Origin of the sequence: Actinoplanes sp. NPDC048791 (assembly GCF_040650095.1) — a bacterium.
GTDB lineage: Bacteria > Actinomycetota > Actinomycetes > Mycobacteriales > Micromonosporaceae > Actinoplanes.
Genome location: NZ_JBEZGQ010000177.1, coordinates 1 through 11,555, shown reverse-complemented (window position 1 = coordinate 11,555; position 11,555 = coordinate 1). Strand labels below are relative to the sequence as shown.

Below are 11,555 nucleotides of genomic sequence, written 5' to 3'. Positions count from 1 at the left end.
TGCCGTCCACGCCCAGGTCCCGACCCGCCACGGCCGGGTGCCCATCGTGGACCGGCGGTTCCTCGCCCGGGCGCACCGGCTGGGCCTGCAGGTGCACGTCTGGACGATCGACGATCCGGCGGAGATGGGCCGGCTGCTCGACCTGGGCGTGGACGGCATCATGACCGACCGCCCCGAGGTGCTGCGCGAGGTCTTCACGACTCGCGGACTCCCGCTCTCATAACAACAAGTTCGGTTACGAGGGCATTGACGACGTGTTATGCGTCGATGATAATCGGCCTGCGTTGTTAACGTTCACATAGGAGGACGCAGATGTCCCCGTACCGTGCGCTCCTCGGTCTCGCGACCGTGACGGTGCTGCTCGCCACCGTCGGCGGCGCGGCGCCGGGCCTGGCTCAGGCCCCGGCCACCCCGCCCGACTACACGATCACCGTCGACCGGGGTGCCACCGGACCGGAGATCGCCGACTCCATGTACGGCGTCTTCTTCGAGGACATCAACTTCGCGGCGGACGGCGGCCTCTACGCCGAGCTGGTCCGCAACCGCTCCTTCGAGTTCCTCCCGGCCGACAACGCCGCCTACAACGGGCTGACCGCCTGGACGCCCGGCGCGGAGGCCGGCGGCGCGGGCACGGCGACCACCGTCGACGACGCGGCCCGGCTGAACGAGCGCAACCGCACCTACCTCAAGCTGGCGCTGACCAACCCGGCCGGCGGGCGCTACGGCGTCACGAACGCGGGGTACAACACCGGTTTCGCGGTGACCCGCGGGGCCACGTACGACTTCTCGGTCTGGGCCCGCAGCGACTCCCCCGCCGGCACACCGCTGTCGGTGACCCTGCGCGACACCGCCGGCCAGCAGCTCGCCGCGCCGGTCTCGCTCACCGTCCGGGGCGACGCCTGGACGCGCTACCCGGCCACCGTCCGGGCGACCCGCACCACCGACGCCGGCCGGCTGGCCGTGCTCGCCGGCGGCACCGGCACTCTGCGCTTGGACATGGTGTCGCTGTTCCCCCGCGACACCTACAAGGCCCGCCCCAACGGCCTGCGCAAGGACCTCGCCGAAAAGATCGCCGCGCTGCGTCCCGGCTTCGTGCGCTTCCCCGGCGGCTGCCTGGTCAACACCGGCAGCATGGCCGGTTACGACGCGGCGGCGAACTACCCGCGGGCGCGCTCGTACCAGTGGAAGGACACGGTCGGGCCGGTCGAGACGCGGGCCACCAACGCCAACTTCTGGGGCTACAACCAGTCCTACGGGCTGGGCTACTACGAGTACCTCCAGTTCTCCGAGGACATCGGGGCGATGCCGCTGCCGGTGCTGCCGGCGCTGGTCACCGGCTGCGGGCAGAACCGGGCGACCGACGACCCGGCGCTGCTGCAACGCCACATCCAGGACGCGCTCGACCTGATCGAGTTCGCCAACGGCCCGGTCACCTCGACGTGGGGCAAGCTGCGCGCGCAGATGGGCCACCCGAAGCCGTTCGGGCTGACCCACGTGGCCGTGGGCAACGAGGAGAACCTGCCGAACGAGTACTTCGCCAACTTCCTCAAGTTCCGCGAGGCCATCGCCGCGAAGTACCCGCAGATCGTCGTGGTGAGCAACTCCGGGCCGGACGACCAGGGCGCGACCTTCGACAACCTCTGGGCCAAGAACAAGGCCGCCGGGGTGGCCATGGTCGACGAGCACTACTACAACAGCCCGGCCTGGTTCCTGGGCAACAACAAGCGCTACGACTCGTACGACCGCAACGGGCCCAAGGTCTTCCTCGGCGAGTACGCGTCGCTGGACAACAAGCTGTTCAACTCGCTGGCCGAGGCGTCGTACATGACCGGGCTGGAACGCAACGCCGACGTGGTCAAGCTGGCCTCGTACGCGCCGCTGCTGGCCAACATCGACCACGTGCAGTGGAAGCCGGACATGATCTGGTTCGACAACGACGAGTCCTGGGGCTCGACCAGCTACCAGATGCAGAAGCTGTTCATGACCAACGTGGGTGACCGCGTGGTGCCCAGCAGGTCGACCGGCAAGGTGGTCCAGCCCAAGCCCATCACCGGGGCCGTCGGCCTCTCCACCTGGGCCACCGCGGCCACCTACGACGACGTCAAGGTGACCGCCCCGGACGGCGCGGTGCTGTTCAGCGACGACTTCTCCGGCGGCGCCGGTCAATGGACACCGGTGGAACCGCGCGGCGCCTGGTCGGTCGTCGACGGCGCCTACCGCCAGACCGACACAGCCGCGCTGGACACCCTGGTCAAGGCGGGCAACATCACCGCCACCGACTACGACCTGACGCTCAAGGCCACCAAGCAGGCCGGCGCCGAGGGCTTCCTGGTCGCGTTCGGCGTGCAGCCCTCCGGCGAGCTCTACTGGTGGAACCTGGGCGGCTGGAACAACACTCAGGGCGCGATCCAGAAGGGCGCCGGCGGATCCAAGGAGATCGTGCTGGCCAAGCCCAACTCGATCACCACCGGAACCACGTACGACATCCGCATCGAGGTCCGCGGCACCCAGGTGCGGCTGTTCCTCAACGGGGCCGAGTGGGGCAGCTTCACCGACGACCAGGTGACCGAGCCGTTCGCCCAGGTGGTCACCCGCGACGACGCCACCGGCGAGCTCATCGTCAAGGTCGTCAACGCGCAGGACACCCCGGCCGTCACCACGGTGGACCTGAGCGGGCGCAAGGTCGCCGGCAAGGCCCGGATGACCGTGATCAGCGGCGACCCGCAGGAGCAGAACACCCGCTCGGCCGAGCCGATCCTGCCGGTCACCACGACCGTCGGCGGCATCTCCGCGAAGTTCACCCGTACCTTCGCCCCGAACTCCGTGACCTTCCTGCGCATCCGGGAGTCCTCGTGAACACCGTCAGCCGCCGTACCGTCCTGCTCGGCAGCGTGGGACTCGCCGCCTTCCCGGCGCAGGCCCGCAAAGCTCGCACCGACGCCCAGATCTACGGCGTGACCACCACCGACCCGCTCATCGAGCAGCGCGCCGACCCGTTCATCACCCCGCGCCACCGCGGCCGGTACTACTTCACCGGCTCGGTGCCCGAGTACGACCGGGTCGTGGTGCGCGGCGCGACCACCATCGCCGGGCTGGCCACCGCCACCGAGACGGTGGTCTGGCGGCGCCCGGCGACCGGGAAGATGGGCGGCCACATCTGGGCGCCGGAGCTGCACCGCATCGACGGCAAGTGGTACATCTACTTCGCCGCCGGCGACTCCGACGACGTCTTCCGGATCCGGATGTACGTGCTGGAGTCGGCGCTGGCCGACCCGACGGATCCGGCGGGCTGGCAGCTGCGCGGCCAGATCGCCACCGAGTGGGACAGCTTCTCGCTGGACGCCACCACGTTCGCCCACCGCGGCCGCCGCTACCTGGTGTGGGCGCAGAGCGAACCGGAGATCGCGGTCAACACCAGCCTCTACATCGCCGAGATGAGCTCACCCTGGGCGCTGAAGACCAAGCCGACCCGGATCGCCACTCCCACGAAGAGCTGGGAGATCCAGGGCTTCAAGGTCAACGAGGGCCCGGCGGTGCTGATCCGCAACGGCCGGGTCTTCATGACCTTCTCGGCCAGCGCCACCGACGCCCGCTACTGCATGGGCCTGCTGACCGCGGACGCCCGCGCCGACCTGCTGGCCCGCTCGTCGTGGACCAAGAGCCCGGACCCGGTCTTCGTGACCCGGCCCGAGACCGACCGGTACGGCCCCGGGCACAACAGCTTCACGGTGGCCGAGGACGGCGTCACGGACGTGCTGGTCTACCACGCCCGTGACTACCGCGACATCACCGGCGACCCGCTCTACGACCCCAACCGGCACACCCGGGTCCAGCGCCTGTACTGGCACCCGGACGGCACGCCGCTGTTCGGCGTACCGATCGGCGCCGGCGGCCCGATCGTGCGGCTGTCCCCCGCTGACGCGCCGCGGCAGGTCGTCACCCACGACGGCACCGCGCTGGTGGTCCGCCCGCCGGATCATGCGCTCGCCACGACGCAGTTCCGCTTCGTCGGCGGCGCCGGCGGCATCGAGCACCTGCAGTCGGTGGATTTTCCCGACCGGCACGTGCGGGTCGTGGACGGCGCGGTCCGGGTCGAGGCCGGTACGCCGACGGGCCTGCGCCGGATCCGGCAGGGCGGCGGCGTACGGCTCCAGCTGGCCGAGGACCCCACCCGCTACCTACGGCACCGCAACGGGGTGGTGGTGACGGGCGACGCGTCCGTCTTCCTGCTCAGCTGAGCCCCCACTGCGGGATACTTGAGCCATGAGTGAGCACTACGACCTGATCGTCCTCGGCGCGGGTCCCGGCGGCTACGTCGCCGCGATCCGCGCCGCCCAGCTCGGCCTGCGGACCGCGGTGGTGGAGGAGAAGTACTGGGGCGGCGTCTGCCTGAACGTCGGCTGCATCCCGTCGAAGGCGCTGCTGCGCAACGCCGAGCTGGCGCACATCTTCCACACCCAGGCCAAGACCTTCGGCATGAGCGGGGACGTGAGCTTCGACTTCGGCGTGGCCTTCGACCGCAGCCGTACGGTCGCCGACGGCCGGGTCAAGGGCGTGCACTACCTGATGAAGAAGAACAAGATCACGGAGTACGACGGCCGGGGCGTGTTCCGGGACGCCAACTCCGTCGACGTGACGCTGAGCTCCGGCGGCACCGAGACGCTGACCTTCGACAACGCGATCATCGCCACCGGCTCGACGGTGCGCCTGCTGCCGGGTGTCGAGCTCAGCGACAACGTGGTGACGTACGAGACCCAGATCATGGACCGCGACCTGCCGTCCTCGATCGTCATCGTCGGGGCCGGCGCGATCGGCATGGAGTTCGGCTACGTCCTGAAGAACTACGGCGTGGACGTCACCATCATCGAGTACCTCGACCGGGCCCTGCCCAACGAGGACGCCGACGTCTCCAAGGAGATCACCAAGCAGTACCGCAAGCTCGGCATCCCGATCCTGACCTCGGCCAAGGTCGAGACGGTGACCGACAAGGGCTCCTCGGTCGTGGTCAGCTACACCGCGAAGAACGGCAAGCAGGAGACCATCGAGGCGGACCGGGTGATGATGTCGGTCGGCTTCGCCCCCCGCGTCGAGGGCTACGGCCTGGAGAACACCGGGGTCAAGCTCACCGACCGCGGCGCGATCGAGATCGACGACCACATGCGGACCAACATCGCTCACCTGTACGCGATCGGCGACGTCACCGCGAAGCTCCAGCTCGCCCACGTCGCCGAGGCGCAGGGCGTGGTGGCCGCCGAGACGATCGCCGGCGCCGAGACGATGACGCTGGGCGACTACCGGATGATGCCCCGGGCGACGTTCTGCCAGCCGCAGGTGGCCAGCTTCGCCTGACCGAGCAGCAGGCCCGCGACGAGGGCTACGACGTCAAGGTGTCGACGTTCCCGTTCACCGCGAACGGCAAGGCGCACGGCCTGGCCGAGCCGACCGGCTTCGTCAAGCTGGTCGCCGACGCGAAGTACAACGAGCTGCTGGGCGGCCACCTGATCGGCCCGGACGTCTCCGAGCTGCTGCCGGAGCTGACGCTGGCCCAGAAGTGGGACCTGACGGCGAACGAGCTGGCCCGCAACGTGCACACCCACCCGACGCTGAGCGAGGCCCTGCAGGAGGCGTTCCACGGCCTCACCGGCCACATGATCAACCTCTGATCCGCGACGAGGCCGGTCCCCAGCCGTAGGGGCCGGCCTCTTCCCGGCTCGTTTTATATTGCAGTTGTATTGTCGACCCGGTAACCTGAGGTCATGCAGGTTCTCCCGCTCCTCGGCCGGGCTGCCACCACAGAGGCGGCGATGTGGCGCAGCATGTATCTGTGGGCCCGCCGCAAGCCCGTGACCCCGGCCCCGGGCGACCAGGCGTTCAGCTACCTCGGCGTGGTCACCCCGATCCTCGGCGTCTTCATCGGCCTCTCGGTGGTCGAGATCCCGATCCTCGACCTGATCATCCGCAAGGTGGTGCCCTGGGAGCCGGCCCGCTGGATCATGCTGGCGATCAGCGTCTGGGGTCTGCTGTGGATGATCGGCCTGTTCGCCAGCCTGAAGATCAACCCGCACATCGTGGGCCCGGCCGGGATCCGGGTACGGATGGGCGCGGCCCACGACCTCACCGTGCCGTGGACCGACGTCGACACGGTCAGCAAGGCCTACCGCACGTTGCCGTCGAGCAAGTCGGTGCAGGTCGAGCCGCACGGCGACCGCACGGTGCTCAACCTGCCGACCGGCAGCCAGACCGCCGTCGACATCAGGCTGCGCCACCCGGTGACCTACCCCCTGCCCAAGGGCCCGTCCGAGCCCGCCGACGAGCTCCGGATCTACGTCGACGACCCCGACGGTTTCGTACGGGCCTGCCGGCAGGCGACCGGCGCCGAGCATGCGACCATGCGCCATGCCCAAGAAGGTTGATCCGGAGGAACGACGCCGGCTGATCGCCGACGCCCTGATGCGCGTGGCCGCGGACCAGGGCCTCGAATCGGTGAGCCTGCGCCACGTGGCGGCCCAGGCGGGCGTGTCGGCCGGGATGGTGCAGCACTACTTCAGCAGCCGCGACGAGATGATGTCCTTCGCGCTGACGGTCGTCCGCGAACGCAGCCAGCGCAAGGTCACCGAAGCGCTGGCCGGGCTGGGCGCCGACCCGCCACCGCGGCTGCTGCTACGCACGATGATCGCGGCCCTGCTGCCGCTCGACGACGAGAGCCGCGACAACGGGCGGGTGGCGCTGGCCTTCCTGGCGTACACCGCGGTCCGCCCGGCCGCGGCGGCCGAGCTGCACGACGACACCGCCCAGATGGTCGACTTCGTGGCGAGCATGCTGAAGGTCCCGGACCCGGTCGGCGCCGCGGCGAGTCTGCTGGCCCTGATGGAGGGGCTGGGCATCTACGTGCTCGGCGGCCAGTACCCGGCCCAGCGGGCGTTGCAGGCCCTCGACGCCCACCTGGACCTGCTGTTCCCGGCCTGAGGTAACGTCCGGGGCATGCGCCTGGCAGTGGGAGACGTCGATGTCGCCGAGTACGTCACGGAGCCGGAGGTCGACCCGCTGAACGGCCCGCGGCCGTACCTGCACCCGGTGCGCACACTGGCCGGCGTCGAGGTGACGGACGTCCTGCCGGAGGACCACCAGTGGCACCTGGGCGTCTCGGTCGCGATGCAGGACGTCAACGGCGTCAACCTGTGGGGCGGCCGCACCTACGTGCGCGACCAGGGCTACACCTGGCTCGACGACCACGGCCGGATCATCCACGCCCAATGGCTGGCGCAGGCGGCCGACAGCTTCAGCGAGCGGCTGCTCTGGCTCGGCCCGCAGGACGAGACCCTGCTGACCGAAACCCGGACGGTGGCGGCCCGGGCGGTCCCGCTGGGCTGGGAGCTCTCCTTCTCGTACGAGCTGAGCACGATCCAGCCGGTGACCCTGGGCAGCCCGGCCACCAACGGCCGCCCCGGAGGCGCCGGCTACGGCGGCTTCTTCTGGCGCGCAACCCCCGGCCCGACCACAACCTTCACGGCGTCCCGGACGGGCGAGGAATCAGTCAACGGCAGCGACGAGCCGTGGGTGGCGCTGACCGGCCCGGGCCCGTACACGCTGGTCTTCCGCGGCCTCAGCGACGACGACCGCTGGTTCGTCCGCACGGGCGCGGGCGGCTACAACGGGGTTTGCGCAGCCCTGGCCTTCGAGAAGACGGTCACGGTGACGCCGGACGCGCCGCTGTCCCGCAGCCTGACCATCCTGGTCGCCGACGGCGCGCTGACCCGGGAGCAGATCACAGCCTGACGCGGGACCACCCACTCCCCCGTGAGTCAGTTCATGGACACTCGGGCGCTCGGGGGCCGACAGGCGTTGACCGCACGCCACCAGCGGAGAAGCATTTCCCAGGCATCTTCGCCAGCGCCGGCGGCCCGCCGACGTGTCCGGCTCAAGGTGAACCCGTCACAACCGAGGCGGCCCGCCATGCCCACCAGCTCCCTGGAATCCTCTCCGCGCGCCCGGCACCGGATCGCCGCCGGCTTGACCTGTGCGGTGCTCGTCTCGCTGGTTCCGGCCGGTGCCGCGCAGGCCGCGTCCTCCCGCGGTGTCCCAGACGATCCGGGGGTCATCGCCGAGTGGAACGCGATCGCCGTGACGACCCTGGCCGGAGACACCACCAAGGCCTCCATCGAAAGCACGCTGTACCTCGGGTTCGTGCACGCGGCCGTCTACAACGCCGTGGTCGGCATCGAGGGCCGGTACGCGCCCTACCGCTTCCGCACCAGGGCTCCGCGTGGCGCGTCGGCCCAGGCGGCAGCGGTGGCCGCGGCCCACAAGATCCTCTCGACCTACACGCCGTACGCACGGATCGCCCTCGACACGTCCTACGCGACGTCGCTCTCCCTGATCCCCGACGGTGGCGCGAAGACGCGCGGTGTCGCGTACGGGGAATCGGCAGCCGACGCCCTGATCGCCCAGCGCGCGCACGACGGTCGCAACGCGGCCGTGCAGTTCACCGTGCCGCCGGGGCCCGGCGTCTGGCGCCCGACGCCGCCCGCGACACTGCCGTTCAGCGCGCCCTGGCTGGGATCGGTGACTCCGCTGCTCACGCGCAGTCCCGCGCAGTTCGGCGAGCCAGGCCCGCCACCGGCCCTGACCTCGGCCCGCTACACCCGCGACTTCGACGAGGTGAAGGCGATGGGCTCGGCGGCCTCGACCACGCGAGAGGGCGACCAGACCGCCACCGCGCAGTTCTTCGCCGGCAACGCCATCGTGCAGTTCAACGCGGCGCTGCGGAATCAGGCCGCCACCCGGAACCTGGACATCGTGCAGAGCGCCCGGATGTTCGCCGCGGTCGACATGACCGTCGCCGACGCCATCATCTCGATCTGGCATTCGAAGTACCTGTACGGTTTCTGGCGCCCGGTCACGGCGATCACGCTGGCCGGCACCGACGGCAACGCCGCGACGACTGCCGACCCGGCCTGGACGCCTCTGCTGGCCACACCCCCGTACCCCGACTACGTCAGCGGCTACTCCGGCTTCACCGGCGCCTTCACCCGGGCTCTGCAACAGACGCTGGGCACGCGAGACCTGCAGCTGACGCTCACGTCCACCGCGGTGCCGGGTGCCACCCGGAGCTACAGATCGGCGAAGACGTTGAACACAGACGTGGTCAATGCCCGGGTGTGGCTGGGACTGCACTTCCGATTCGCCGACACCGCTGGCCTGCGGATGGGCCAGGAGGTCGCCGACTGGAGCCTGAGCCGGTACTTCCGCCCGGTCCACTGACCCGGTCCTCGCCCCGGGGCCTCAGGCCGGGCGGCTCGGATACGGGCCCACGACCGCGGCGGCCGGCGCGATGCCGTCCGTCCGGAGCAGCACCAGCTCGTCGAGCATGACCTCGAGGTCGTCGACCGTGGTCAGGTCGTAGTGCTTGTTGACCATGCGGTCGTCGGGGAGCCGGATCGTGCTGAGCTCCGCCTCGCCGCTGACCCAGATCATGAGGTCACCGACCAGCTCGGCCGACTCGAACTCCGCCTTCACCACAGCCTTGCCCCAGTTCGGCAGCACCGGCCCGATGGCCCAGGCGAGTCCGAGCCGCTCCCAGGCCCCGGCCCGGGCGGTCAGGGCGGGGGCCAGCTCCCGCAGCGGAAAGTCCACGCCAGGACTATCGGTCAGGGCCGGTTCCACCGCAACTGTTCGCAGGCCAGCGCCACCGCCGTACCCGAGGTGGGGATTCTGGTCAGACCGGCGTTCAGCTCGGTGTCGCTGCGGGCGTCGAGGTCGGCCGCGAAGGTCTGGTTGATGTCGTACAGGCAGGCGGCGTAGGTGAAGCTCGCCTCCTGGCCGTTGTCGCTGCCCACGTGGACCTTGCCGGACCATCGGCTGCCGCTGACCAGGCCCTTCGAGCCCGGGTAGTGCCGCCCGTCCGGCGCCTGGACGAACAGCATCAGCTGGTGTCCGGCGGCCAGGGCACCGCTGAACGCACCACCCAGCGCCATGATCTTCTCCGAGGTCTCGCACGACGACGGTGTGCAGCTCATCGACGCGGACACCGCTGCCTTCTTGACCGGTGCTTTCGTCGTGGGCCGGGACGTGGGCCTGGAGGTGACGTCCCGCACCGCCGGCTGTTGCTGCGGTACCCCGGGTATGACCACGGGGTCGACGATCGCGGTCGCGGTGGGCTTCACCTTCTTGCCCGGGGTGGCGGCGACCGACCGGCCCGCCGACGGGCCGGACTGGGACGGGCCCGGCGCGGCTGCTTCGGCCGACGCGGGTTCGCTCTTCAGCCGGTCGGAGAGCCCGATGCCGGCGAGCGTGCCGCAGATGATGACCGCGCAGGCCGTGGCTATCACCCGGGCAGCCGATTCGCGGTACTTCGCCTGCCCGGGGCCGAACAGGGCGATCAGGCCGAGGACCACGATCACGATGTTGACGACGAAGAGCAGGTCGCTGCGGGCCAGGGTGGCGACCTGGGCGACGTTGGCGAACACGCCCAGCAGCTGCGGGATCGCCGTCGCGCCCGCGGCCGTGGCGACCACCCCGGCGATGGCGGTGCTGGCCGGCGCGGCTCCCCCACGTACGGGCCGCTGACCGTCCGGCGCGGCAGGGTCCTCGACGTCGACTGCCCTTCTCACGATGCGCACGCCCTCTCAGCGGTGACCGTCGTACCGGAAGGCCACCGGGGGTGCCGGGGCCATCACCTGATACGTCCGCACCGGCGATCCGGTCGAAGATCACCCGGCTGAGCAGCGAATCTCCCTATCGGACATCCGACAGAAGGGCGTCGCGCAGCTTCGCGGCGGTCATCCGGGGGTGGTAGTCCGGGCCCACGCCGTCGACGACGATGACGTCGCCCGGGATGTTGTCCGTGCGCAGCTCAAGGATGCTCTGGTACGCCGCCGACGCGTACCAGGCCCGGATCGCACCCAGGTCGGGGAACTCGATGATGACCACGGTGCCCGGCCAGTCTCCCTCCATGACCTCGACCTCGCGTAAGCAGGCATGGCCCAAGCCTGGCCCGGTGACCGCCGAGAGGCGATTACCTCGCCGGTAATCGGGGGTTCGCGAGCTGGAATTCCTGGCCGGGGCCTTCGCCGGGGTACTGGAGGGCCGGCTGTGATCAGTGGCCCGGCACTTTCACCGTGTACGCCGGCACTGCCCAGGCCACCCCCGACTCCGACGGCAGCTTGAGCGTCTCCGCCGCTTCCCGCAGCACCGGGTTGATGCCCGTGATCACCTGGACCCGTTCCGGCCCGGAGCCCACCGCCGCCACGTACGCGTCGTCGATCAACGCCGGCGGGGCCGCCCCCGGCCCGGTCAGTGCCTGCACCACCGCGGTGAACGCCGCCGTCCGTTCCAGCGGGGCGACCAGCGCGACCCCGGCGCGGTCCCGCCGGTGCGCCACCAGGTTCTCCAGCAGGTCGATGCGGCCGGCCGGCGCGGTGATCCCCGGCAGATCCAGGCGGTCGGTCGGATACTCCAGGGTGGAGCGGCCCGCCGATCCCGTCACGATCACCTCGCCGGCGATGAAGTCCTCCCCCGCCAGCGTCGCCGCCGCCATCATCCGCAGCCCGCCGCTG

At 70.5% G+C, this 11,555-nt stretch carries 12 protein-coding genes and 1 pseudogene; 9 read left to right on the top strand and 4 right to left on the bottom strand.

The window, feature by feature from the left end; translation table 11 throughout:
• The 9 genes from AB0C29_RS15830 to AB0C29_RS15790 all read left to right on the top strand — a co-directional run.
• A partial coding sequence (locus AB0C29_RS15830; RefSeq protein ID WP_360820724.1) for a glycerophosphodiester phosphodiesterase family protein occupies positions 1 to 223 on the top strand: 223 nt, incomplete at its 5' end.
• Positions 224 to 312: 89 nt separating this feature from the next.
• Entirely contained in the window at positions 313 to 2,856 is a 2,544-nt protein-coding gene (locus AB0C29_RS15825) for an alpha-L-arabinofuranosidase C-terminal domain-containing protein (protein WP_360820722.1), read from the top strand.
• Positions 2,853 to 4,238 (top strand): family 43 glycosylhydrolase, encoded by a 1,386-nt coding sequence (locus AB0C29_RS15820; RefSeq protein WP_360820720.1) that lies wholly within the window; start codon positions 2,853 to 2,855, stop codon positions 4,236 to 4,238. Before AB0C29_RS15825 ends, AB0C29_RS15820 begins: the two co-directional genes overlap by 4 nt.
• A gap of 25 nt (positions 4,239 to 4,263) precedes the next feature.
• Positions 4,264 to 5,349 carry a dihydrolipoyl dehydrogenase gene (gene lpdA, locus AB0C29_RS15815; protein ID WP_360820718.1) on the top strand — a complete coding sequence of 362 codons (1,086 nt, stop codon included), beginning with the start codon at positions 4,264 to 4,266 and terminating at the stop codon, positions 5,347 to 5,349.
• 38 nt (positions 5,350 to 5,387) lie between these two features.
• A complete protein-coding gene (locus AB0C29_RS15810) occupies positions 5,388 to 5,663 on the top strand; it encodes a hypothetical protein (RefSeq protein ID WP_360820716.1) in 276 nt (91 codons plus the stop codon).
• A gap of 93 nt (positions 5,664 to 5,756) precedes the next feature.
• Entirely contained in the window at positions 5,757 to 6,413 is a 657-nt protein-coding gene (locus AB0C29_RS15805; RefSeq protein ID WP_360820714.1) for a hypothetical protein, read from the top strand.
• A complete protein-coding gene (locus tag AB0C29_RS15800; RefSeq protein ID WP_360820713.1) occupies positions 6,397 to 6,966 on the top strand; it encodes a TetR family transcriptional regulator C-terminal domain-containing protein in 570 nt (189 codons plus the stop codon). The genes AB0C29_RS15805 and AB0C29_RS15800 overlap by 17 nt, the downstream gene beginning before the upstream one ends.
• 15 nt (positions 6,967 to 6,981) lie before the next feature.
• Entirely contained in the window at positions 6,982 to 7,776 is a 795-nt protein-coding gene (locus tag AB0C29_RS15795) for a PmoA family protein (RefSeq protein ID WP_360820711.1), read from the top strand.
• 177 nt (positions 7,777 to 7,953) lie between these two features.
• The gene (locus tag AB0C29_RS15790) at positions 7,954 to 9,261 is read left to right on the top strand and encodes a vanadium-dependent haloperoxidase (protein WP_360820709.1); all 1,308 of its coding nucleotides are present in this window, start codon (positions 7,954 to 7,956) and stop codon (positions 9,259 to 9,261) included.
• Between the two features lie 21 nt (positions 9,262 to 9,282).
• On the opposite strand, the gene AB0C29_RS15785 is transcribed toward AB0C29_RS15790, so the two are convergent.
• The 4 genes and pseudogenes from AB0C29_RS15785 to AB0C29_RS15770 all read right to left on the bottom strand — a co-directional run.
• Complete coding sequence (locus AB0C29_RS15785; protein WP_360820708.1) at positions 9,283 to 9,633, bottom strand: hypothetical protein; 351 nt, start codon at positions 9,631 to 9,633, stop codon at positions 9,283 to 9,285.
• Positions 9,634 to 9,647: 14 nt separating this feature from the next.
• Complete coding sequence (locus tag AB0C29_RS15780; RefSeq protein ID WP_360820706.1) at positions 9,648 to 10,610, bottom strand: hypothetical protein; 963 nt, start codon at positions 10,608 to 10,610, stop codon at positions 9,648 to 9,650.
• A 124-nt stretch (positions 10,611 to 10,734) separates the two neighbouring features.
• Positions 10,735 to 10,953 (bottom strand): DUF1330 domain-containing protein, encoded by a 219-nt coding sequence (locus tag AB0C29_RS15775; protein WP_360820704.1) that lies wholly within the window; start codon positions 10,951 to 10,953, stop codon positions 10,735 to 10,737.
• Positions 10,954 to 11,095: 142 nt separating this feature from the next.
• Positions 11,096 to 11,555: pseudogene (locus AB0C29_RS15770) on the bottom strand (gfo/Idh/MocA family oxidoreductase); the annotation flags it as partial.